General features: G+C 34.5%; 19 protein-coding genes. 14 read left to right on the forward strand and 5 right to left on the reverse strand.

Going from position 1 to position 24,276, the window contains the following annotated elements; translation table 11 throughout:
• The first annotated feature begins 146 nt into the window (after nucleotides 1–146).
• The 8 genes from OW255_RS10855 (at nucleotide 147) to OW255_RS10890 (ending at nucleotide 8,652) form a co-directional block, all read left to right on the forward strand.
• Nucleotides 147–1,208 (forward strand): hypothetical protein, encoded by a 1,062-nt coding sequence (locus tag OW255_RS10855; RefSeq protein ID WP_268114109.1) that lies wholly within the window; start codon nucleotides 147–149, stop codon nucleotides 1,206–1,208.
• 564 nt (nucleotides 1,209–1,772) lie between these two features.
• Nucleotides 1,773–2,099: a hypothetical protein gene (locus OW255_RS10860; RefSeq protein ID WP_268114110.1), complete on the forward strand. Its 327-nt coding sequence runs from the start codon at nucleotides 1,773–1,775 to the stop codon at nucleotides 2,097–2,099.
• 367 nt (nucleotides 2,100–2,466) lie between these two features.
• The gene (locus OW255_RS10865) at nucleotides 2,467–4,305 is read left to right on the forward strand and encodes a P-loop ATPase, Sll1717 family (RefSeq protein WP_268114111.1); all 1,839 of its coding nucleotides are present in this window, start codon (nucleotides 2,467–2,469) and stop codon (nucleotides 4,303–4,305) included.
• 30 nt (nucleotides 4,306–4,335) lie between these two features.
• On the forward strand, nucleotides 4,336–5,136 hold the full coding sequence (locus OW255_RS10870; RefSeq protein WP_268114112.1) for an abortive infection system antitoxin AbiGi family protein: 801 nt from the start codon (nucleotides 4,336–4,338) through the stop codon (nucleotides 5,134–5,136).
• Nucleotides 5,136–6,359, forward strand: coding sequence for an abortive infection system toxin AbiGii family protein (locus OW255_RS10875; RefSeq protein ID WP_268114113.1), 1,224 nt, complete (start codon nucleotides 5,136–5,138; stop codon nucleotides 6,357–6,359). The genes OW255_RS10870 and OW255_RS10875 overlap by 1 nt, the downstream gene beginning before the upstream one ends.
• Nucleotides 6,360–6,485: 126 nt before the next feature.
• Nucleotides 6,486–7,769, forward strand: a complete 1,284-nt coding sequence (locus OW255_RS10880; protein ID WP_268114114.1) for a HEPN domain-containing protein — start codon at nucleotides 6,486–6,488, stop codon at nucleotides 7,767–7,769.
• A gap of 252 nt (nucleotides 7,770–8,021) precedes the next feature.
• Nucleotides 8,022–8,432: a DUF2178 domain-containing protein gene (locus tag OW255_RS10885; protein WP_268114115.1), complete on the forward strand. Its 411-nt coding sequence runs from the start codon at nucleotides 8,022–8,024 to the stop codon at nucleotides 8,430–8,432.
• A gap of 4 nt (nucleotides 8,433–8,436) precedes the next feature.
• The gene (locus OW255_RS10890) at nucleotides 8,437–8,652 is read left to right on the forward strand and encodes a helix-turn-helix transcriptional regulator (RefSeq protein WP_268114116.1); all 216 of its coding nucleotides are present in this window, start codon (nucleotides 8,437–8,439) and stop codon (nucleotides 8,650–8,652) included.
• 158 nt (nucleotides 8,653–8,810) lie between these two features.
• On the opposite strand, the gene OW255_RS10895 is transcribed toward OW255_RS10890, so the two are convergent.
• On the reverse strand, nucleotides 8,811–8,990 hold the full coding sequence (locus OW255_RS10895) for a hypothetical protein (RefSeq protein ID WP_268114117.1): 180 nt from the start codon (nucleotides 8,988–8,990) through the stop codon (nucleotides 8,811–8,813).
• A 344-nt stretch (nucleotides 8,991–9,334) separates the two neighbouring features.
• On the opposite strand from OW255_RS10895, the gene OW255_RS10900 reads away from it, so the two are divergent.
• The 6 genes from OW255_RS10900 (at nucleotide 9,335) to OW255_RS10925 (ending at nucleotide 18,897) form a co-directional block, all read left to right on the forward strand.
• Nucleotides 9,335–10,630, forward strand: coding sequence for a hypothetical protein (locus OW255_RS10900; RefSeq protein WP_268114118.1), 1,296 nt, complete (start codon nucleotides 9,335–9,337; stop codon nucleotides 10,628–10,630).
• Nucleotides 10,623–12,548, forward strand: a complete 1,926-nt coding sequence (locus tag OW255_RS10905) for a peptide deformylase (RefSeq protein ID WP_268114119.1) — start codon at nucleotides 10,623–10,625, stop codon at nucleotides 12,546–12,548. The genes OW255_RS10900 and OW255_RS10905 overlap by 8 nt, the downstream gene beginning before the upstream one ends.
• Nucleotides 12,532–14,253, forward strand: coding sequence for a hypothetical protein (locus OW255_RS10910; RefSeq protein ID WP_268114120.1), 1,722 nt, complete (start codon nucleotides 12,532–12,534; stop codon nucleotides 14,251–14,253). The genes OW255_RS10905 and OW255_RS10910 overlap by 17 nt, the downstream gene beginning before the upstream one ends.
• Nucleotides 14,228–14,944, forward strand: coding sequence for a hypothetical protein (locus OW255_RS10915; RefSeq protein ID WP_268114121.1), 717 nt, complete (start codon nucleotides 14,228–14,230; stop codon nucleotides 14,942–14,944). Before OW255_RS10910 ends, OW255_RS10915 begins: the two co-directional genes overlap by 26 nt.
• 12 nt (nucleotides 14,945–14,956) lie before the next feature.
• Complete coding sequence (locus OW255_RS10920) at nucleotides 14,957–17,263, forward strand: zinc-ribbon domain-containing protein (RefSeq protein WP_268114122.1); 2,307 nt, start codon at nucleotides 14,957–14,959, stop codon at nucleotides 17,261–17,263.
• Between the two features lie 569 nt (nucleotides 17,264–17,832).
• Complete coding sequence (locus OW255_RS10925; RefSeq protein ID WP_268114123.1) at nucleotides 17,833–18,897, forward strand: tyrosine-type recombinase/integrase; 1,065 nt, start codon at nucleotides 17,833–17,835, stop codon at nucleotides 18,895–18,897.
• Between the two features lie 237 nt (nucleotides 18,898–19,134).
• Here the strand turns inward: OW255_RS10925 and OW255_RS10930 are convergent, their stop codons facing one another.
• The 4 genes from OW255_RS10930 to OW255_RS10945 all read right to left on the reverse strand — a co-directional run bounded on the left by OW255_RS10930 (nucleotide 19,135) and on the right by OW255_RS10945 (nucleotide 24,251).
• A complete protein-coding gene (locus tag OW255_RS10930; protein WP_268114124.1) occupies nucleotides 19,135–20,538 on the reverse strand; it encodes an FAD-binding oxidoreductase in 1,404 nt (467 codons plus the stop codon).
• Nucleotides 20,539–20,645: 107 nt separating this feature from the next.
• Entirely contained in the window at nucleotides 20,646–21,842 is a 1,197-nt protein-coding gene (locus tag OW255_RS10935) for an electron transfer flavoprotein subunit alpha (protein WP_268114125.1), read from the reverse strand.
• Between the two features lie 11 nt (nucleotides 21,843–21,853).
• Nucleotides 21,854–22,642: an electron transfer flavoprotein subunit beta/FixA family protein gene (locus OW255_RS10940; protein ID WP_268114126.1), complete on the reverse strand. Its 789-nt coding sequence runs from the start codon at nucleotides 22,640–22,642 to the stop codon at nucleotides 21,854–21,856.
• Nucleotides 22,643–22,709: 67 nt separating this feature from the next.
• Complete coding sequence (locus OW255_RS10945) at nucleotides 22,710–24,251, reverse strand: L-lactate permease (protein ID WP_024835891.1); 1,542 nt, start codon at nucleotides 24,249–24,251, stop codon at nucleotides 22,710–22,712.
• Between the last annotated feature and the right edge of the window lie 25 nt (nucleotides 24,252–24,276).

The following is a 24,276-nucleotide window of genomic DNA, read 5'->3' on the forward strand; positions in this document are numbered from 1 at the left end:
ACTTAAAGTGTTGAACTGGAGGATGCAGATATCGAGCGCGTAATTGGGACATTATTTGTATGCAATTTTGTACTGTTTCAGGAAAAGTATCACTGATAGTGACGACAAATTGGATGGAATAGGAATGTTAATAGAAAGGATAATATATGATGAAAAAAGGCATGGGAAAGCAATTTGATTATTGTGGACTAAAAAATATGGAGGCTCTTAAGTTCTATGAACAATATGTCAGTAGTTTGTTACAAACCTATCAGCCTTCAAATAATCAATATAATAAAAAAGGCAAAAGAGAACTAAGTTTAGAATATTCCTGGGTGGATGAATTCCAAGCCAGTGGATTCGAAGCGAAGACTGATAGTATCACTATTAATGTGCAACTCATATTAACAGTTTATAGCTTATTTTATGATTTAGTAAACAATAACTCGCCTATATTAAATCTTTCAGGGATTACAGCACAACACAAATGCACAGAAAAAAAAATCATACTATGTAATCCCACTAATCCTGGAGAGATTATTTTTAATAGTATGTATATATCTGATGACCCGATTAGAAATAACTTAGCAGAATTTTTATCTATGTATGCTGTTAAATTTATTGTTGCTCATGAATTTTCACACGTATATGGTGGTCACACAAAATATTATAAAGAAGTCGCAAGCAAAAAAGATGCCGAGATCAAAAAAATAAAATCTGACAAAATAAAGGTACTTAAATATTACCTCGATATACAGGCAATGGAATTGGATGCTGATACATTTGCTGCTACTAGAATTGTCATGGAAGCGCTTTCAATGTTTAAAGAAAAAAAGATAGATATACATTTAGATAATAATGCTAATTTTCTCAAAATACCTTTTTTGGCTATGCATGGTGTGTATTTTATTCTTAGAGACAAATGGGAAAATGATGGTGAGGACCAGGAACATCCATCGACTTATATTAGGGAGGAAGCGGCAATTGGGGCTGGGATATCAGCTTTGGAACAATATGAGGAATCAGTAGATCATGAACTTATTTTGGCTTCGTTAACAGAATTTGAAAAGATAAAAGGTGCTGAAAAGGACGGCTTTGCTGAATATGTTCAAAAGAATTGTGTGTTATTACATGAATCGGCAGAAAAGTTAAGGAGCATTTTTCTTGATAGAATAGCTCCAATAATTAAGCCAGAGAGTCGTATGCCAATTGAAGGAATAGATTATTAGCCATGTTAATATTAAATGAAAAAGAATAAGATGAAAAAACTTTTGAGTGCAAAGAAACAGCACATCATACTAATTGACGGCATTGATAATGTGGAAGGAGGTGTCTATGAATTATATACAAAATGGAGTAATAGAGTAATGTTATATTGATCTTATTTAATCTACAGGAGAAAAGTAGTATATACAAATATCAAATGCGTTCATTATACATCATGGGCTTAGTAGTGTATGGGATGAGGCTAGTTCGGGTGAGGGCGTCAACCGATATGTGTTTGTATGGTATAACCACATAAGACCTTATTCCTATAACAATGGGCTAGCCCAAGCACGATTAAAAAACTGGATTTGTCGAACAAAGTGTAATAATAATGATTGGCCAGAACAAACAGAGTTGGCTGGTGAGCCCACAAAGTGATTAAGTTCTGGATAAACAGACAAGATAATGATTCGCTGCGCACAGCCGTGGAAGTGTCTAGATATTACATTCGTGCTCTTGCTTATGAAATGGGAGTTAAGAGAGTATAATATATATATGATTTAATATTTCCAGAAGAAAGGTAAGACATGTTAAAAGTTCAAATTGATTTAGATATTAATAAGATTATAACGGAAAGTAAGTACTCTCAAACAGTCTTATCTGCTACTGTTGCCAAGGTTTTTTCTGATAAAGGGATGAATGTTTCGGTAGATGCTGAAAGCGGAAGAATTATTGTAACCGATAGCGGTAGAGTTGATGATTATGGAAAACTCTGGTCCGTTATATGGAGGCTGTCAGAAAAAAACTGGCTTGTTGATAACTTAAAGGAATGGTTATGGTTCAACAACGATGATGGCGATGATTCAGTAGAGGATATATTATTTTATATTAGATCAAAAAAGAATGGGAGTTGAAATGGAACGAAATGATTTTGAATCAATAAAAAGTAAGATATGGAAGTAAATAGAATTGTTGATCAAAGATATTTTATGGAATGGGGAATGGAGGAATTATGGTTCTGGATAATAAAAGTAGATTTCATTTTCAGGAAATGTAGGAAGTTATATCCGGGTCAGATGAATTTTACCTTTGGGTATTTCTTAAATGGCTAAGAATGGGAGAGAGTGAATGGATTAGAGATTGGCCCATAATCTTCGTAATCTTAAACTAAATGAATTAAATATTCCCCCATTACGTACCAAAATCCCAAAATACAACGTATAAAAAATAATAAGTATAATCCGTCTATTTTATTAGAATGTATACTTAGGAGGCCAGCTTATGTATTTAACACAAATAAAAGATATTTATGCAGGAAAACCAGATGCTAAAGATGAAATTAATACAGAAGGATATGATCAATTTTTACGTAGCTTTATCGTACCAAGGAATTTCGATATTAATTCCCTTATAAATGATACTTTTTGTTTTATATCAGGATATAAAGGTATAGGCAAGACAGCTTTATTATATTATCTTGATGAATATATAAAGAATGATGATTGTTCCACATGCTCATCTTTTGTATTTTTTAAAGGTGATTATTCAGATATAAAGAAACAAGAAATGGAGTCTATTTCCAAACGTCTGGTATCGTTTATTTCTATAAGTGATGATGTTGTAATTGATGGATCGGATTTTGAATATATCTGGCGTTGGTTATTTTATCGACGCATTTGGGAAGATAATATTGAATGTAAATTTGGATTATTTGTCACAGATGAAACTTGGGAAAAGTTTGCAAAGGGTATATCTAAAATATCTTGTATAACTACAAAAAGAAAACTATCCATTCCCCAAAAACTCAAATTTCGTATCCCTTTTACCGACCCTGGAAGTGGAATAACGATGACACCGGAAACGGAACTTGATTTTACTTCATTGAAATCAGCAGAAACAAACGCTTATCGCCAATTCGTAAAAATAATAGATGAACTAGATATGTTATTTCCACAGCTTGTTCGATCCTCTAAACCGTACTACATATTCGTTGATGAGCTCGAAGCATATTACGGCGATGAAGCTATTTTTAAACGTGATCTTAAGTTGATTAGAGATTTAATTTTTACCGTGAAAAAGTTAAATTCACTTATGTCTGGATTCAAAACTGGAAAAACAAAAATTATTTGTTCAATTAGGACAGAAATACTTAACGCAATTAATAGATTCATTGTAACAAAAGAGTTAAATAAAGTTACATCCGGTTTTGATATACCTCTTGTTTGGGACTACACAAATACAAATTCATTTGAACACCCTATATTAAAAATTTTATCTAAGCGAATATCAAATGCGGAAAGTGAAAATGGTTATGATTTAACTGAACGTGAATTAATTTTAAAATGGTTCCCAGAAAAAATACATGATATTGAAGCTGCTAATTTTATTTTAAACAATAGTTGGTGTAAACCAAGGGATATTGTTAGATTGATTTTGTCTGCAAAAGCTTGTTTATGCAGTACAAATTCCTCATTTAATCAAACAACATTCGACATGTTACAAAAAAGATACTCAATAGAAAGTTTGAATGAAATTCGAGAAGAAATGAGAGCACTATATTCACCTGACCAAATCAATACTATAATTACATGCTTAACCGGATTTCGTGTTGCATTTTCAATGACCGATATTGCTGCAAGAGTATCGCAATACTTTAGAGGAAGTATATTAGAGGAAAACCTTAGTAATGTATTGATGGATCTATATCGTCTTGGACTTATTGGAAACTTTTCAAGAGCTTCAAAATCATACAGATGGCAACACAAAGGGGATGATGGATTAATTATATCTGACGAGTGGAGTATGATGGTACATTATGCTTTACAGAGTGCTTTATCTGTAAGTAATCGACATGATCGGGGAATTAACAAAGCTGTATATTATAATCTAAAAGCTGGGGATATTGTACAGATAATAGTAGAACGTATTGTCCCCGGTTATGTGCTTACTAATTTTGAAAAAGATGGTCATAAGTATTATGGTAGCATTCATATTAGCCAATTGTCTAATGAATATGTTGATGATATTTTTAATTTCATTAAAGAAGGAGAAACTTTATCCGCACAAGTTTTAAATTACGATGATTTACATAAAAAATGGAGGCTTACTCTCAAATATTAAATTGACTTTTATAATCAGAGGTGGATGTTAATGTCAGAATCGAAATCTAAAGATATCTTATCATTTGATGGGGCCCGTAAGAACGAGGAAAATTATATACCTCCAAAGCAAAGTGCTAATACTCTTTTCCGCTTTTTTAAAGAACCAGAATATCTCTTTGATTCACTTGAGAAAGAATCAATGATACCAAGATATTATCCAGAAACTGTTAATTACCTTGATATAGATATGCTACATGTTGCCTATCCTATGATTTGTTTCTGCGATATTAATTTACATAAAATCGATGATCACATGTTTTTTTATGGAGGATATGGACTTGCATTTTCAAAAAAATGGGGCATTCAAAAAGGAATTCAACCAATTCAATATATTAATCCACATTCTATATTACACAGTGATTTTTCCAATGCATTTAAGTCAGCAATAAAATGTGAGACAGAAGATTTTGCTCAAAATTATCTACTTACTCAAATGTTTTATTTCAAACCGATAGAGGGAACCATGGAGAGGGATGGTACTGAAAAGCCAAAGAATTTTACTGATGAATGTGAGTGGAGATTTATACCTAATGTGACAGTTGAAGAACTTCCGCAAGCTGTTTTAGAAACTGAGATATTTAGCTTACCTACCCTCAATAAAGCAATTAGTGTAAAAAAAAGTTGTTGGTTGGAGTTTGATTTAGAAGATATCAAATATATAATTATTCAAACAAATGAAGATTTTGTAAAATTAATTGAATTAATTGAAACTAAGCTTATGAACTCTGAAAAAAAAAGTAGATTGATTTCTAAGATTCTTGTATGGGAAAATGCAAAGGGGGATTTTTAATGTTTTCAAATTTCAAAGAAGCATTTATTAAAAAACCACAATATACTGTTCGCCCTCCACAAGCAGTGCTAGATGCAATTAGTGATGAATTACCTGAAGGATTTTCTTATATATATGTTGATGACGGTTTTTGCCGCCTCAATTGTGAAAATGGTTTTAATTTAAACTCAGGTAAAGTTATATTGCCATCTGAAGCACAGGTTTTATTTCAAAGTGATTTACTTTCAGAACCATCCAATCTACTGCGCTATTCTTATAACGCACAAATTAGTCTGCAGATTTCACCAGGTGATGATGGTTATTATATTGTCAATGGAAAAAAAATTAAAGCCACTGAATTTATCAAGGCTCCTATGAGAAATATTACGACTGGTGAGATTCGGTTTTTCCTTGAACCGCCTAAATTCCCAGGTCCTTTCCAACTGACTGTAAGTGGTGATGGGCATTTGATTACCCTTTTGGTTCAACGAAAACCAAATAACAGCATATATATACAAAAGTACGAATCAATTGATAATTCAGCATTGAAATTAAGTTGTCTACTGGATCTAGAGAAGGAAAAAGCTAGTTTTACAATAAATATTTCTATTGGAGATGAAAAATATGTTGAAAATGTAGTTGCCGCGAATTATATTTACAATGCATTTCTTAAGGGAAAAGGGTTTATTGGGGCTAGTAATATTGTATATTCTGATGAAAATAAACATAATTTAATATCTGAAGATACTATAAATTTTTGGGATCAACTTCTGAGTTTGGAAAAATTTCTTAATATAAAATTTGATGCTACATCTGAAATAACTATGAACGACGCTAATAAAATTACGGAATTATACCAATCCTTAATTATCAAAAAGCCCTTTAAAGTATTTCAAACTTTTAATACGGTTAGTGGTTCTGGAAGAATTGATCAATTAATAGAAGATGACCTTGTTGGAAAGCAATTGTTTTTTGAATTTACAGAAGAAGAGGAAACAGACTTACTTGGCGTACATTTAAAATACTGGGGGGTAATTGCTGTTTACGGAGCTACTGTCAAAGCCATTATATTTCCTTCAGAGACAGGAATTTATGAAGTTGAACTTTGCACAACAGAAGGTAAGAAAATGTACTCTTCGATAATGTACTTTATGGAAGAAAGCCAACTTATTAATTGTAGAAGTGAGAAAAACCATAAGGAGACTTTTGAAAAAGCTGAGGAACTGCAATATATTAAGCAATAAATAAGCAGAAGAAAAACCCCCAGAATGCTCCGAAATTTGAAATCGGCATAAGTGTAATATGAGTTGGAAAAGATTTGTAAAAGATAAGGTCGAAGGAAAGGTAAGGGAATTTTGGGAGGAATATTTATGAATATTTCACATGTATTAAATAAATATGGCGATTTTGAGATTGCCAATAAAGGTGTAATAAGTTTTACTGGAAAATTAGTTGAGCGTGATAGAAATATTGTTTTAGATTGTTACATTGAATGGGATTTGCTAGGGGAGCTTGATAAAATTTCTCCAATAACAATTAATGGTACTATAGATGGAGAAAAAATTACGTTAATTTCTGCATATTGCATAACAGGTAATAGCACTATGCTTGAAAAGAAGTGTACAGCTTATTTTTTACCTAACGAAATAATCGTTGGAGAATGCTATCAGAATGAAAATTTTAAAGTTAAACAAATGAAAGCCCAGTATACTGATTTGGAAAATTGGTTTATGAACTGTTGTTTTAAGCCAACATGTGGGCAAAATGCAGCTCTTGTAGAAACAGTTGAGTTAAACCACATTTCTGTGAGAGATAATTTATGCACTATAAATTTCAAGTTTGAGGTTATTCGAAAATATGAGACTGTAAAAAAGTTGGAATTAATTAATAAAATTACTGTTGAATTTATCTTTAGCGAATCAATGTCTTTATTAGCTGCTCGGGATAAAGTGTGTTCTTTGAAGAACCTTTTTCTATATTTTGCTGCAGAAAATATAGACTGCTACAATATCATGTTTAGTGATGAGAACGATACTGAATGTTTTTACCATTTGAATTTTAAGGATAAGGTGCAACGAAGTCAGGATCTACCTTTCCCAGTTACTTATTCAGATATAGAAGATCGTTTCCAAAATATTTGGACCAGTTGGATACGGTTTTCAGAGGAGCAAGAGCCACTAAATAATCTGTTTTTTGAAGTTATCAGTAATCATTCTCGCTGGGCCAATCAATTTCTAAATCTAATGCAAGCTTTAGAAACATATTCTTGCAGAGAACGAGAAAAAAACGCAAAGAAAATATATTCAGAATATAAAAAGATAGATCCTGAAGGAGAAAGAGCATTTGCACTAAAACACCGTATTATTGATTTGTTAAGGGAGGTACACGTAGTATTTTCTTTGGACAATGATGAAATAGATACTATTGCATTTTTGGTATCTAATACTCGGAATTATTACACACACTATAACAGAAATAAAAAAGATAAATCTTTATCAATTCAAGACCTTGGTCCCGTAAATCGTTTTTTACAAGCTGTTTTAATGGCAATAGTTCTTAAAAGAATAAATATATCAGAGACTTGTATTATTAAAGCGCGGGAAAGATGGTTTTGTGGAACAGTATTATCTGGTATAAAGGCATATTTAAAATAATGTATTGTGTTGAAGGATATTATAATGGCTTTAAAGGGCATACTCAATTCCGGGTGGTATAGCAGCCTTAACGAATTGGGGCTAATGGGATATTATCAAAAACTAGAATTAACTGTTTCCTTCGACCGGAATGGAGATTTCCAAACAACGGACAGATGAAGGACATTATATTTAATAAAAAAAACTTGATAATTTAATTGGCATGTGATATATTTGTAACATGATACAAATATATCACATAGGAGGCCATATATGATAAGAAAACCAATAACAGTAATACAAAAAGAATTGTTAACAGATGGTTTATCCAATGGAGCCCTACTATTTATGGGTTTTGTAAGCACTTTTTATAAGAAAACAATGTTGGGAACTGCCATAGCTGGAGGCTTGTTAATAATTATGATTATGAGTCTACTACTAAAGAAGGTTAAAAGTGATCCTTGGGATGAAATGACTATGGCATTTTATAATGAGGCCAGAAGAATTACATTAAATACGATATGCATAATTATAGCGATAGCTGGGTTACTTTTATTAATAATGAAAAAGGAAATTATTATATCTTCAAATTTAATCTTTGTTATATTGGGTTTTGTGGGATTATTCCAAACCATCACTTACATTTGGATTGAACATAAAAATTCTGTGATTTTGGAGGCATAATTTTATGTCTATATTAATAACCCATATTAAAAAAAATAGAGAGCTACTTAACTTAAGTCAAGCTGAACTTGCTTCAATTGTTGGTGTACGAAGAGAAACTATTATCCGATTAGAAAAAGGACTATATAATCCATCTTTGAAACTTGCTATGGATATTTCAAAAGTTTTTAATGTTCCAATTGAAACTTTATTTTTCTATGAAGAAGAAAACCTTATCTGATATAATAAAATTAAACCAATCTGGTATAATTTATAAAACAAAATCTTATAAAGAAAGCATCTTTCAGGGGTCACCTCAATATCCATTTATCTCAAAAGATGCTCTCTTTTTTGTTTTTTATAAATCCATCTTCTGATCACGAAAATAAAGAAATATTTTTAAAACAGTTTCTGAGCAATAACTTCCATTTGCTTTTTTTGCAATATAAAATCACTTAGCATTGAAAAAAAATCCTGTTGCTCTTGTGTTTCTGCATTTAACACTAAGTCTAGTGTCTCTTCAATGTCCATATCTTTACATAGTTCATATAATTTTATTGCTGCTTCTGTTTTAGACATAAGATACTCCCTCAATTCACTTGAATATATAAAAGTCATTAAATGCACACAGCTACATTTAGATTTATATTAAAAATCTTGAAATGTTCAGATAATACTGATATGATATTAAAAAACTAATAGAACATTTATACGATAAAATAAGCATTAACTCTCCCGACCAAAGAAGTTATTAATGCTTACTGATGGTGACTTATATATTTATCACTGATTTGCATCTTACCATAAAATGCGCAAAAAATCAAGTGACATACTCTGCAGATCTTACTGCTTACCGGCTATAAGTCTATATATTTCTATCATCATTTTTTGAAAATTCTCACTAAAGCTGAGGTAAAGAAATTATGAGTCGTATTACTCCTATTAATCCTATGGAAGGGTATCATTTTGCTATTTATAGGCACCGCCTAATTATACACGATGACCAGCTGATTACCAGACAATTTATTGTACTTAAAGATCCAGATAATATTATAATTGTTTTTACTACATTCCATAATCATATTAAATCAACCAGATGGATCAAATCAATATCCGATGACAGTAATAACCGGTTCTCATTTGTTATTGCCTTTTTGAATCATGTTTTAATTAAAAAATATACTGTAAATCGAATTGATTGTCTGACGCAGTTGACGGTACCAATGATTCAGGATTTTTTTACAAACTATAGCTTAAATAGTAGTCATAGTAAAAGTACTGTTGAACGTTGTGCAACGTCTATTATGGATTTTTTAACTAGTTATGTGAAAAGCTGCGAGAGTGAATGCAAATTGAAAGTATCTGATTTTACTAAGGAAGAACGTTATCAAACTCGTCATGGAGAAATGAAATACAGGCTTGTACCTGCTTTTGAGGTCTTATATAACCATAATTTTAAATCTATTTTTCGAGATATACCAGATGTTGTGTTACATATTTTTCTGGCTTATGCTGCACAACATTATAAAGACATATTTTTCTTAATGGTGCTGAGTGCTTTTGCTGGTTTACGGCCATCAGAAGCTTGTAATGTTCGCCAGGAATGCAGTCCACTTGGGAGTGGTCTTACAATAAGAAAAACCAATGGAAAAGTTACTCGTATTGTTATAGATCTGACAATAGAAAAGAATTTACGTTCAGATCTATTGCCGGTAGGACGAATTAAAAAGGAAAGAAAACAGCAAATTTATCCGAGATTTCTATCAGCATTTATGGATGCATATGAATTACACAAGCAATATTTATCTACATGTAAGTTTGAAACTGACTTTTGTCCAATGAGCGTTAATTACCAAGGAAAAGCAATGACATATGATAATTACAGAATAAAGTTCAGACAACTTTCACGCGATATCATACCTTTGCTTTTGCAATCGAATAATCAGGAAGTTATTGAATATGCCCATGATTTACAAGAACACAATATTGCTCCACATATCTTGAGACACTGGTTTACGGTAAAATTATGTACTTATGGAGAAGACGTAGCTGGCCTTCAGTTCTGGAGAGGTGATAAAAGCCCGGAGAGTGCACTGACATACTTACAAAACAAAGGGGAGTTACAGAAACAATTAAGGTATATTAATGATGAGCTTTTTGACTTCCTAAAATACAGTTCTGATAAAATGATACCAAAAGGGGATTTTAATTATGAATAGGAATATCAGCTTAAAATCCTATTTGTTAGAGCAAATGAATAGACGGAATATAGCAGAAGGTGATCAGCAAAATTTCTTACGAGATATCGTTGCGATTTTGATTGATAACGAGTGGTATGGAATAGAAATTAGCGTTTCTAATGTAGGAGATGAGACAGAACTTTTATTTTCTGATAATGATGTTTCCAAAATGGAGTCTAATATTCAATTTTTCTTGGAACATTGCAGAAAAACAATGCCAGAGAAAGTGGAAATAATATTACAGCTTTTAAAAGAAGAATACCCACTTACAGCAAATGTATTAACTTCATTTTACATAGAGTATGACCTTGATGAAAATGAACAGTACATGATTAATGATTTTTTACTATATATTTTGGAGAAAGATATCCATTTATATAATAACCAAGAAATAGAAAAACTTGTTCAAACAGTATGTGAAAAACTGCCACTTTATATTGGAAAGCAGCTGATCTATTTTTTGTCTTGGATACGTAAAATGCATAATACTAATTTTACTCTTGATTTCGAATTAGCGCGTAGAAGATTAAACGCAAATAAAACAAATGCATATGACAGCGATACAATTCTACAAATGGTCTATTATATATTTAATCCATCATATATTCAGGAAAATAATCTCTTTATCCATGCAGCTAGAACACCTGGAGTTGCTAACTGTTGGATATATTTAGCATTACATTGTATTAGTGCGTTACGAGATACCGATATAATCAGAATTCCTCACCCCAGGCTCCGGCAAACGCCAGATGAAATATTACAGTCTATCATTGATGATACATTCGATACAAAATCTGCAATGCTTGCAGTAAACAGCGTGTTATGGCAATTGAAAAGTCGCCCAATAACGCCTTCAAAAACTGCTTCCCATTCAAATATTTCTGATATCAAATTGATGATTCCAGAAAGCAGCATGGAGTTATTCGGAATGATGTTTATTATTTCTGAGTCTCATCACCAAAGGAAACAAAGTGAATCTGTATTTATTACACCGGTGAAGGATTATGAAGCAATTACCAGGTATTTAGGAGAGGATGTTGGAAACCTATTCTTGGAAAATGATTTCCGAGCTAGAAGTGCAAATAAAGCCTATATGCAGGCAATCGAATTATTAGGTGATACTATTTTAGAAGGAGAGACATCATATACTCAGCAACCACATGCAAAAGGCTATATGCTAGCAGCATTGGCACGCTCCCATAAAGGCTCTTATGGAGAATTCTGTAAGACTACGGAGATTTATTTAAAGGATGCAGCATTTTCCGGATATTCTGCGGAACAGATAGCTCAAGAACTCTTAGAAAGAGGAGTCTGTTCTTTTGTAGTATCCATGCTTCTTAACATTGTGACGGAAGGCAAATATAAAAAGCTGAATGTCTCTAAACAAACCCAGTTAATTAAAGAAGTTGGCTTATCAGTATGGGAATCGGATACCTTTGTTACGGCGTTGGACAGTTCTTTCGAATCTGCAAAAAGCATTGTCAGCAGAATACTTCCAATAGAATCACAAGAGAGAAGAGTTAACGAAATTCTAAATATTCTCCACAATATTGGTTCAGGAAGAGCAGCTTCAAAGTCTACCGACTTTTTGTGCTTAATGACTGCAATGAATAGGCAATGTCCATTCAAAGACTCAAAACAGTGTATTGGATGTCCATATGAAATCACAACCAAAGCATCTGTATTTACTTTAGTAAAAGAATTTCAACGACTACTGGCCTTACGGGATCAAGCAGTTAGTGAACATCTTAAACAAAAATATACCTTGCTAATAAAAGAAACGGTTGCTCCATCATTAAGTGAGATTTTTTCAATTATATCTGCTGAGTATAGCGACCAGGCATTAACAGAATATATTCAAATGATTAAGGAGATTTTAGATGAATTCCCTGGCTAATAAACAAAATGAAGCGCTATACGAACCTATACTTATTGAACAAGAGTTGGATTCTTCCAGTATACAGTCCGCTATGGATTTATTTGAAATTTATAAACAGAAAGGCGTTATATCTAATTGCCAATTTCAAGATGTAAGATGGCAGTTACATGATGAATATTCAAACGTAGGAATTCGTTTTAATTTCTCACAATTGTTTTATAAACGAAAATGGGAATCAATCTTTGGAATTACATTTGCTCAATTTATCCAATACCAAAAAACTTATATTATACTAACACTTGGAAAAAGAGTACTGATTACATTGCAAAACATAGTTAATGATATGAAAATGTTTTTAAAATATGTTTTTCGTGATGACCTTGATTCTTTTCCAAACTATAAATTGCCTTATCATATGACTGAATTTCTAAGCATGTTGCCATGTGTGGACCCGGATCGACGAGATGAAGTAATTGGTTATATTGAAGAACTTGTGGATATTAATTTCAAGGAATACTCAATAAACCGAAGAAGCTTATCTCAGTTCCAGAGCTACTTTAGATTTGATAAGTTATTAAATGAATATTGGGGTAAAAATATTAGTACAGAGGACCGTCTGTTTTTTTATCCTGTTTATCTGTGGTGGAAAATAACCGGAGTTATTCCCCTCAGACCCAGAGAATTTCTTTTAACACCACGAGCTTGTCTGATGACTGATGAAAATGGAAAGACTCAGATAAAGTTAAGACGAAATAAGTTAAAAGGTACCGGAGGAAAAGTTCATTATAACATCAACCAAGATTATGCGGAGGTGTTGTATACAATCCCTGATTCACTTAAGGAAGAAATTGTACGATATATTGACTTAACAGAAATATATGAAGCAAATGATCTCGATACATTATTTCGCACGGATCCACATTTTGCAAAATTCAGGCAACCTAAACATAAAAATAACCGCTTTTACACTTATACAAACTTAAGCTGTTGCTTACGTCTGTTTTATCTTGAAATATTATCAAAAATGCTGCACTTTCAGGTGATAAAAGGGAGTGATACAACTGAATACACTCTTGGAGATAATGACATTGAGTACATTTATCTTGGAGATACCCGGCATATTGCAATGATCAATATCATAGCGGAAGGTGGAACTCCTACTATGGCAATGCTTCTTGCTGGACATGCAAGTATTGATATCAGCTCACATTATTATGCCAATTTAAGTAATATGATTGAATGTCGTACTTATATGAAATATAAAACAATGCTGGAAGAAACCAGTGAGTACATCTTAGGTACTAATTATTATCCATCAGCAAAAATCGAACAAAGAAATACTTATGTTGAACTTGAAAATTCTGGACGATGTTATTCTATCGCCTTTGCTAATTCTTATATCTCTGATTGTAAAAAAGTAGTGGGGGACAATGGAGAAATTGGTTACTGTTTTAATTGCCCATATTATCGCAAAAATCAAATGTCATACTTTTTAGATAACGATGATATTTACAAATCTAAAATAGATAAAGAACTCCAATTTTTTATCAACAGCCTTGAAAAGTACCGGAAAAACATGGGTTATGAAGAAGATGTAAAATCGGCTTATATGCGATTAGAAGCAAGTTCTAATCAGTACGAATCTTATTATATGCAAAAATTGGTAAAAGGCTGGGAAGAGGAGAGGAGGAGTAACCATGGCGCGTCCAAAGAAAATCAATGAAAATATATTACCTATAATTGATGAATACTGGATTGAACGATGTGATAGAAATCCACAAAAGTTAAAATATGCAATGATAGCCTCTTATCTTGAAGAAAAAGGATTTTCAATAAAAGAATACGATCTTAGGCGTAACAAGGAAGTAGCCAACTATATCAAAGAATTAAAAGGGAGTAATCAAATCTCCCAATCTTTAGACAATAATACGATTGTATTTCAAAGTCTTGATATTAATGACTTCCTTAAAAGAAACAATGATATTTATAGTTTACGAAGTGCTTTAGCAGAAAGAGATGTTTATTACTCTGATATTTGTGATTATGCAGTTGATAATATAAAAAAGGCTCAATCTGCCACTAAAGAATTAAAGAAATCAAGAGAAGTAAACAGTAAAAACGAGAAGAAGATTGAACAACTACATAATACTCAAAATGAATTACTTGAAGAAAATCAGAAGCTTAAAAAGAAACTGGAAACAATGCTCAATGTATTGAAAGTACATGTATATCCGGAAATTGCGAATGAACTATTACGTAAAAACAAATTATTAGATGGAGGGGATCAGATTATATCTCCGGAAGGATTCAAAAATGTTATTCAAGATCAAGATTCTATACTTCTGGCCATAAAGAAGAAAGAAGAAAATAAAACCAATTTTTCTGTATTAAACGACTTGTTTGACAAAATTTAGGAGTAGTACAAAATGAAACTAAAGGAAATAAGCAAAATTGCATATAATCAATGGCATTTTGAGAGAAACAAAAGACTAGATCCAGAAACAATATCATCTACCTCACGTGAGATAGTTTATTGGCAATGCAAAAAAGAAAACAAGCATGTCTGGGCATCATATGTATACGCAAAGGTAGATAATGATATCGAATGTCCACTCTGTATTAACACTGAGGTTCATACTAGTGGTCCTGAATTATTAAGCGTAGAAAGACAGTTCAATGGTTCTCGCAAGAATATTTATTATATTTTAAACACCTGGCATTGCAAAAATTGCAAAAATGTTTGGCAAACCGAAAGTGGAGATACTATTCCTACAAATACATACTGCACTAATTGTTTTGGTGAAGAAACGCTCGAGAACAGTTTTGCTGAAGAATATCCAGAATTAGCTGAAGAATGGGCAATAGATAATATCCTTCCAGCAACAGAAGTATTATCTTATCTTCCTCTAGCGGTTAAATGGAAATGTAAAATTTGCAATAATATCTGGAATTCAAAGGTAGAAGAGCGAAGATTCGGCTTGAAATCATGTCCTTATTGCGCTAAGAAACTTCCATTACCAGGAATAGATTCATTTATGGCGCTATATCCAGATATTGCAGAAGAATGGGCATATGAAGCAAATGAAATGAGGCATCCAGATGCCATATTTCCGGACAATCGCTTAACGCCTATAGTATGGAGATGTAAGAAATGTCTCACTTTACATGTTGCTTCTGTATATAATAAGATTCACGGAACAAGTGGTTGTAAAAATTGTACCAGTGAGCAACCAATATCTGCAGAACGTTATATGTTTTTAAAAAGCGAATTTCATAGTAGCAGTGGAGATATCAAAGATTTTGATCTTATGATACCGGATTATACGGCTCCATTAAAATGGCTATGTAAAGAATGTAATGAAATATTTATATTATCAATGAAAGAACGTTATTATGAAGCAAGAGATTGTGCCTGTGTTGAAGGAAGAAAGGCGATTCCTGGAAAAACTTCATTTAAAGCTTTATATCCTGAAATGGCTGTAGAATCTTCGGAAGTAAATGAAGTAGATCTCGATAATATTCTTCCAACATATAGTCTACCTATTACATGGGATTGTACAAAGTGCGCTTTGACTTGGAAAAGTTCTGTAAAAGATAGAGTAGAAGGGAATGCTATTTGCCCCTATTGTAGTGGCAAGAAAGCCATTCCGGGCAAAACCTCATTTAAAGCACTGTATCCTGAAATGGCTACAGAATATTCTTTAAATAATGAAGTGAGTTCAGATAATATTCTTCCAACATATAGTCTACCTATTACATGGGATTGTACAAAATGCACTTTGACTTGGAAAAGTTCTGTAAAAGATAGAGTAGAAGGGAATGCTATTTGCCCCTATTGTAGTGGTAAGAAAGCCATTCCGGGTAAAACTTCATTTAAAGCACTGTATCCTGATATAGCTACAGAATATTCTTCAATTAATGAAGTGAGTTCAGATAATATTTTTCCAACATATAGTCTACCTATTACATGGGATTGTACAAAATGCACTTTGACTTGGAAAAGTTCTGTAAAAGATAGAGTAGAAGGGAATGCTATTTGCCCCTATTGTAGTGGTAAGAAAGCCATTCCGGGTAAAACTTCATTTAAAGCACTGTATCCTGATATAGCTACAGAATATTCTTCAATTAATGAAGTGAGTTCAGATAATATTTTTCCAACATATAGTCTACCTATTACATGGGATTGTACAAAATGCACTTTGACTTGGAAAAGTTCTGTAAAAGATAGAGTAGAAGGGAATGCTATTTGCCCCTATTGTAGTGGTAAGAAAGCCATTCCGGGTAAAACTTCATTTAAAGCACTGTATCCTGATATAGCTACAGAATATTCTTCAATTAATGAAGTGAGTTCAGATAATATTTTTCCAACATATACACCACTAGTTAAATGGGATTGCCCAGTATGTAGTATGATTTGGAAGGGATCCGTGAAAGATAGAGTTAACGAAGAGGTAGACTGTCCTTATTGTAATGGAAGAGAAGCCATACCGGGGAAAACGTCTTTCAAAGCATTACATTCTGATATGATGAAGGAATGGAATTTAGGTAATTGGCTCTTTATTGATCCAGATGAAATTATAGAGAATTATTCGGGAAGTGTTTGGTGGACTTGTTCCGAGTGTAGAAATTCTTATGCTATAAGTCCAAAGAAAAAGTTATTTTATCAAAAGAGGAAAAAGAAGACTTGTCCTTATTGTAAAGGATTGCGCAGAAAAATGCATCATTTTTTATAAATATCATTGGACTAGAATAATACCAATATGATATACTTATGAATAGTATCTAATGGAAAAACGACAAAACCCCTATGATTTTAGTTTTTCGGTTTTCCAGGAAAAATGTTGAAAAACGACAAAACAGTAGTAAAATTTTTTTTCGGTTATTTTCATGACAAAGCAGCAGTAAATTTTTTGGTTATCAGCTTTGTGCTGGTGAAAGGCATACTTCCAACTATTCGCGAAAGTCTAGTTTAACGCATAGTTATGGGTGTTTAATACATCTTTATGATTCATTCGTAATTTTATTATTTTTTGTTTGTTCTTTTAATGTCTGCTATTGATAATATTTTTACTACTCAACTATTCAATGCACTTCTATATAATACCTCACTTAATTAATCCCATATATATTTTCATATTATACATCCTATAATACACTATATAAATACTTATCTTATACATTATTTAAATTATATGATATAATATTAATTAACCACTTATTTACAAGAATAAATCTCTTAATTTCACGGAGTATTCTTTCTAACAAACTTAAATTTAAATACATAATGAAATGAGGTAAAAATGTGAGCGCCCCACTATCCTATCATCAGCAAAAAGACATCGAAAATGTGAAGCATCTTCGTGAGCTAATCAAAGAGCTTCCCCGCTTCTGTGGAGACTTTTTTCGTGGTATAGAGCCGCGTACGTCCTCCCGGACGAGAATCGCATACGCCTACGATTTAAAGGTATTTTTTGATTTCCTTAAAAAAGAAAATCCGTCACTTTTCAAGTCTGACATTCAAAATATTACTTTGGACCATCTTGATAATCTTAAAGTGGTAGATATTGAAGAATATATGGAATATCTTAAATATCGTTTTAACGATAAAAACCAGGAAATAACCAATAAAGAAAGAGGAATAATGAGAAAAGTCTCATCATTAAAAAGCTTCTATAATTATTATTACCGAAATGAACGTATTCAAAACAATCCGGCTGCTTTAGTACAACTACCTAAACTACACGAAAAAGATATTATCCGGCTAGATGTTGATGAGGTTGCTCTTCTACTTGATGAAGTGGAAAATGGAGAAGCCCTGACAGAGAAGCAGAAATCCTATCATGCCAAAACAAAAATCAGAGATCTTGCTTTGTTAACGCTGCTACTGGGTACCGGAATTCGTGTATCCGAATGCGTTGGTCTTGATATAGACGATATTGATTTTAAAAATGGGGGCATACGAATTGTTAGAAAAGGCGGAAAAGAAGTCATGGTCTATTTCGGTACTGAGGTAGAGGATGCTCTTTATGAATATCTCATAGAACGTAACAAGATTATTGCTGAGGAAGGCCATGAAAAAGCACTCTTCCTTTCCCTCCAAAAAAAGCGCATCGCCGTTCGAAGTGTCGAGAATCTGGTGAAAAAATATTCTAAATCGGTGACTCCTCTAAAAAAAATTACACCTCATAAACTTCGAAGCACCTATGGAACCAGTCTTTATAAAGAAACTGGTGATATTTATCTTGTGGCGGATGTTCTTGGCCATTCAGACGTTAATACAACAAAAAAGCATTATGCCGCATTGGAGGATGAGCGTCGAAGAAGTGCAAGAAATAAAGTGAAATTAAGGGAGTCAATAGATAAATAACAAATGAAAATATCATAAAAAATTGCATATAGTACTGAAACATCCTATTATTGCAATTTTAAATATCTCATCAGTCCATTAAAGTCTTTATTTATTATAACAAACATAAATAGAGATGTATAGAACTATAGGTGATATAAATGTAAGCAAAGCATTTTAAGAGGAGTGATCTGCATTAGACCACTCCTCTTCCATTCTATCAGAAACAAATTTATATCAGCAACTCTCTTCGATGACCTACAGCTGGCATACTTTATGAGGATTTAAAATATTCTTTGGATCAAATGCCAGTTTAATCCCCCTCATAATTTCAACCGTAGCCGGATCCAGCGCTTTCATAAGATAAGACTTTTTCGCATAACCAATGCCGTGTTCCCCGGATACCTGACCACTTAGTTCTCTGGCTTTCCCATAAATCTTATCCATGGCTGCCTTCACTTTCTCTTCCCATTCTTCTTCACTTAGTTCATCCTTTAAGATATAAGCATGGAGATTGCCATCTCCTGCGTGGCCAAAGCTTTTAATTCGGATATTGACTTCTTTGTATAATCCGTGGATATATTCCACCATTTCATTCACGGAACTTCTGGGGACTACGACATCGACTTCATCCATAAAGGAGGTCGAACCTTTGATGGCTTCCAGAAAAGCACCTCTGGCTTTCCATATGGAATCTTCTCTTTCTGTGGTGTCAGACACTAAAATATCAATGGCTCCCTGCTCTATACAGATTTGGGCTACGTTTTCATAGTCTTTTTCTATTTCTTCCGTTGAATTGCCATCAAATTTAAGCAGCAGATAGGCATCTGCACTGTTATCAGGAAACTTTTTGCCCAGGTATTTTTCAGCATCCATAATAACTTCTCTCTGCATAAATTCAATCGCAGTTGGGATGGCTTTGGATTTGATAATTAAAGGCACGGTACCAATTGCCTGTTCCAGAGATGGAAATGGAATCAACAAACTGATTGCTTTCTTTGGCAGAGGAAGAATCTTTAAGGTTGCCTTGGTAATAATACCAAGAGTTCCTTCTGAACCTACCATCAGATCCTTCATGGCATATCCGGTACTGTTCTTTACTACCTTACCTCCAAATTCCACGATTTTGCCATTGGGCAGCACAACTTCCAGCCCTCTTACATAATCTCTGGTCACACCGTATTTAACCGCTCTCATACCACCGGCATTGGTACTGATATTTCCTCCGATGGTGGCAGATTTTTCACCTGGGTCAGGAGGATAAAATAAACCTCTCTCCTCTACATAAGCGGCCAGCTCCATAAGCAAAACTCCCGGTTCAACTGTGATGGTAAGATTATCCTCATCGAGTTCCAGAAAGTGGTTCATTAAGCTGGTATCCAGCATGATACCATGTTCAATTGCTACAGAGGCTCCTACCAGACCTGTGCCAGAACCTCTGGGAGTAACAGGTATTGTGTTCTCATAGGCATATTTCAAAATAGATGATACTTCTTCCGGAGATTTAACCTTTACCACTAAATCCGGATAACTGATCGTATCGCTTAGCTCATCATGGCTGTATTCTTCGTTAATATTTTCACCCATAAGAATTCTCTCATTATCCTTGATGATACTTTGTATGTAATTAATATCTTCTAATTCCAACTTTTTATAATTCATTATAATAACCCTACCTTTCTCATAGCTTTAAAATCTTAAGCCACAGGTACAATTTTGTATATCGCCTTTCATGTTTCACGCTAATGTTATTCTGGATTGAACAATTCTTAAGCGCTAATGAACTTACCAGCCTTGATCTGGCTGATGATTTCAGGAAGGATTTCGTATAAATCTCCAACCAGGCAATAATGAGCTGTTTTAAAAATGGGAGCATTCTCATCTTTGTTAATGGCAATGATATGATCGGCATTATTCATACCTGCCGTAAACTGGACGGAACCGGATACCCCACAGGTAATAATCAGCTTCGGTCTTACGGTACGGCCGCTTAAGCCTACCTGACATTTGGCTTCCAGCCACCCTGCTTCCATGACCGGACGTGTACAGGCAAGCTGACCCCCCAGTATATCCGCAAGCTCTCTTAGCATTTCAAGGTCCTCTTCTTTTTTAACACCCCTGCCGGCGACTACCAGCACATCGGCGGCTTCGATAAACTGTTCTTTTTCCTTTGCAATGATATCTAATACAGTTACCTTACTGCCCAGTTCCTTTGAATCAATCACGCAGTTAATAATCTCACCGTATGCCTCCTCTTTTCTTTCAGGTGCATCCATAACCTTATAGCGTACAGTAGCCATCTGAGGTCTGTGATTAGGCGTTAATATCTGAGCCATAATGTTTCCGCCGAAAGCAGGTCTTATTTGAACAAGATCTGTGTTTTCATTTATGTCCAGAATCGTACAGTCAGCAGTTAATCCCGTTTTTAATCTGGCTGCCAGCCTTGGCGCCAACTGTCTGCCTACCGGAGTTGCTCCTATTAAGATAGCAGTAGGCTTTATATGTTCAACAAAATCCTCAAATGCTCTGGTATATGGCTCCATCTTGAAGCGGTCCAACTCTTCCTTATCATAAACGAATACTTTATCCACTTCATAATGCAGCAGTTCCTCACACTGTTTCTGTATATGATGTCCCATCATTATGGCATATACCGGGTGATTGATTTTAGCTGCCAGTTCCTTTGCTTTTCCAATCAGCTCATAGGTTACGGGGTGTATTGCTCCATCAATATGATCTACATAAACAGCAATTCCCTTCCATTGATCCTTGTCGATGGATTCAACAGCTTCCTCTACATATTCAACGGCACCTGCCGGGCCTTTTTTTACACAGAGCTTACACATTTTACAAGCTGCGTTGATTTGAATCATGTTGTCTTTCTCTTCAATAGCACCAAAGGGGCAGATACTGATCAGCTCCTGTTTGTTTCCTACCTTTTCCTGGTTTACGATTAACTTAGCCATATCTATCCTCCTTAGGCAAATTTTAATTCCTTTAATTTATGTAATAACTGTTCAGCCAGCTCTTTACCATCTCCATTCCACACTTCTCTGTGGTTATTTACCTGGGGCGGAAATATTTTCTGCACTTGTGTGGGAGAACCATTTAAGCCATAGTTTTTCTCTTCCTTATCCTCCATGTCGGCAAGGGTAATAACTTTTATTTCCCTGTCCTTTGTCTCCTGCTTTCTGATATAAGAAGGAAGCCTTGGGATAAATATATCCTTATCCACCGCCAGCAGGCAGGGATATTGTATTTCTGCTACTTCTATGTCATCCGTCATATCCATTTCCACCACTAATGAGCTTTCTTTTTGTTCAACGATCCGGGAAACATTGGACAGACTGGGAATGCCCAGCCATTCTGCCACTTCTGGTCCTACCTGAGCGGTATCTCCATCCGTAGTCTGTTTTCCGCAGAGAATCAGGTCAAATTCTCCACTTTGTTTAATTCCCTGGGAAAGAGTATAGCTGGTTGCCAGTACATCGGCTCCACCAAACTTACGGTCGGATATCAATACTCCGTTATCTGCTCCCATGGCAAAGGCTTCTTTGATGATTCCAACTGCCTGCCCTGGTCCCATGGTAATTACCGTTATACTGCCAGCGGTTTTCTCACGGATTCGAAGCGCAGCTTCTAATGCATACAGATCATAAGGATTCATCTTGGATTCTACTCCATTTCGTTTTAACACGCCGGTAACCGGATCCACTTCCACCTTATTGCTGTCTGGTACCTGCTTAATACATACTAAAATATTCATTTAGAACTCCTTTCTTTCCCCTTTAAGGATTGCTGTGAAGCAATGGTAATATTATATTGGCAGGACATTATGCCAACATTCTTGAACCTGCATATGTAATAACCCCGACTATAATTATAAAAATAACAAAACACTTGATGGTTCCCTTTAATAACATATTTTCCTCGCCCTCAAGACTTACAGCCGCCACTGCAATCGCGATACTCTGAGGTGAAATCATCTTGGCAATTACCGCACCGGCTGTATTAGACGCTGTAATCCAGGCCTGGTTAAGCCCCAATGCTGCAGACGTTTCTGCCTGTAATCCCCCAAATAATACACTGGCAGAGGTTCCGCTCCCGGTCACAAAGGTTCCGATGGCACCTAGGAAAGGTGCAAAAAAGGGATAGAAGGAACCCGTATAAGTTACAAATACCAGTGAGATGGAGGCAATCATACCGCTGTATCCCATCAATTTTGCTGTTGCCATAATGGCAATAATGGTGATGACCGTCTTCATCATCTGAAGAATCGTCTTTTTAAGGATTACAATCAATTCTTTCATGTTCAGACCTTGAATGTTACCTCCGATAAAGGCGGATAATAGAATCCAAAAACCAGGAGTAGCAAGCCAGGAAAAGGTAAATGGGGACCCTCCTCTCCCCTGATAAATACTCACTGAAGTTTTTACAGATTCCAGCGTTCTATTGAAGGGACCTGCCAATTTAGATGTTACTAGGAGAAATACAAAAATCAGGATGAAGGGACTCCAGGCAATCAGAGCTTGATTCACTGTTATTTTGACTTCCTCTCTGCCATCCAGACGGTATTTTTCTTCCACCTCGCCTTTGCCAATGATACGAGCGGCTAAAACCGTGGCAGCCATGGAACAAACCGATCCAATTACGACTGGAAGCTCCGCTCCTAAATATCTTGCCACCAAATATTCAGGAATCAAAAAGGAAATTCCTGAAATGAATGTGATTAAAGTGATTCCTTTTAAAGAGTTCTTTGATTTTCCTGTAAGAAACACTAATACAAACGGTGTTAAGATGATCAGCAGGGCTAACAAAATTACGGTATTGGTGGAAAGATCAATAACATGAATACCTGTTATTTTAGCCAGTGTTGTGGTTGGAATACCAATGGAGCCAAAGGCGGTGGGTGTTGCATTCGCAATCAGGCAGACGATTGCTGCAAATGCTGGAGGAAAGCCAAGACCCACTAACATACTGGCCGGAATAGCAACCGCTGTTCCAAAGCCCGCCATTCCTTCCATAAAACCGCCAAAGCCCCATGCTATAATAAGTACTAGCACCCTTTTGTCTTGCGTTACATTTGCCAGCATTTTTTTAATTACTTCCATTTTTCCGGTAGAAACACAGATGTTGTAAGTAAATACCGCGGCAATTATAACAATGATAATTGGCCATAAAGCAAGTGCGGCCCCTTCCGCAACTGCACCCAGGCTGTCAATCAAAGGCATCTTCCATACAAACACGGAAAGTACGTATGCAATTGCCAAAGCAATGACACATGCTTTAAATCCTGGGATTTTAATAGCTGTCAGAGCAATGATCAGCCAGATAATAGGTAACAATGCCAAAACAAATTCGAAAATTTTCTCCATAGCTTCTCCATTCTGTGGTCTTTTG

The organism is Lacrimispora xylanolytica (assembly GCF_026723765.1).
Lineage (GTDB): Bacteria > Bacillota > Clostridia > Lachnospirales > Lachnospiraceae > Lacrimispora > Lacrimispora xylanolytica.

Coding starts and splice junctions, on each gene's coding strand:
- OW255_RS10855 (WP_268114109.1), top strand. CDS start 147: ATGATGAAAAAAGGCATGGGAAAGCAATTTGATTATTGTGGACTAAAA.
- OW255_RS10860 (WP_268114110.1), top strand. CDS start 1,773: ATGTTAAAAGTTCAAATTGATTTAGATATTAATAAGATTATAACGGAA.
- OW255_RS10865 (WP_268114111.1), top strand. CDS start 2,467: ATGTATTTAACACAAATAAAAGATATTTATGCAGGAAAACCAGATGCT.
- OW255_RS10870 (WP_268114112.1), top strand. CDS start 4,336: ATGTCAGAATCGAAATCTAAAGATATCTTATCATTTGATGGGGCCCGT.
- OW255_RS10875 (WP_268114113.1), top strand. CDS start 5,136: ATGTTTTCAAATTTCAAAGAAGCATTTATTAAAAAACCACAATATACT.
- OW255_RS10880 (WP_268114114.1), top strand. CDS start 6,486: ATGAATATTTCACATGTATTAAATAAATATGGCGATTTTGAGATTGCC.
- OW255_RS10885 (WP_268114115.1), top strand. CDS start 8,022: ATGATAAGAAAACCAATAACAGTAATACAAAAAGAATTGTTAACAGAT.
- OW255_RS10890 (WP_268114116.1), top strand. CDS start 8,437: ATGTCTATATTAATAACCCATATTAAAAAAAATAGAGAGCTACTTAAC.
- OW255_RS10895 (WP_268114117.1), bottom strand. CDS start 8,990: ATGTCTAAAACAGAAGCAGCAATAAAATTATATGAACTATGTAAAGAT.
- OW255_RS10900 (WP_268114118.1), top strand. CDS start 9,335: ATGAGTCGTATTACTCCTATTAATCCTATGGAAGGGTATCATTTTGCT.
- OW255_RS10905 (WP_268114119.1), top strand. CDS start 10,623: ATGAATAGGAATATCAGCTTAAAATCCTATTTGTTAGAGCAAATGAAT.
- OW255_RS10910 (WP_268114120.1), top strand. CDS start 12,532: ATGAATTCCCTGGCTAATAAACAAAATGAAGCGCTATACGAACCTATA.
- OW255_RS10915 (WP_268114121.1), top strand. CDS start 14,228: ATGGCGCGTCCAAAGAAAATCAATGAAAATATATTACCTATAATTGAT.
- OW255_RS10920 (WP_268114122.1), top strand. CDS start 14,957: ATGAAACTAAAGGAAATAAGCAAAATTGCATATAATCAATGGCATTTT.
- OW255_RS10930 (WP_268114124.1), bottom strand. CDS start 20,538: ATGAATTATAAAAAGTTGGAATTAGAAGATATTAATTACATACAAAGT.
- OW255_RS10935 (WP_268114125.1), bottom strand. CDS start 21,842: ATGGCTAAGTTAATCGTAAACCAGGAAAAGGTAGGAAACAAACAGGAG.
- OW255_RS10940 (WP_268114126.1), bottom strand. CDS start 22,642: ATGAATATTTTAGTATGTATTAAGCAGGTACCAGACAGCAATAAGGTG.
- OW255_RS10945 (WP_024835891.1), bottom strand. CDS start 24,251: ATGGAGAAAATTTTCGAATTTGTTTTGGCATTGTTACCTATTATCTGG.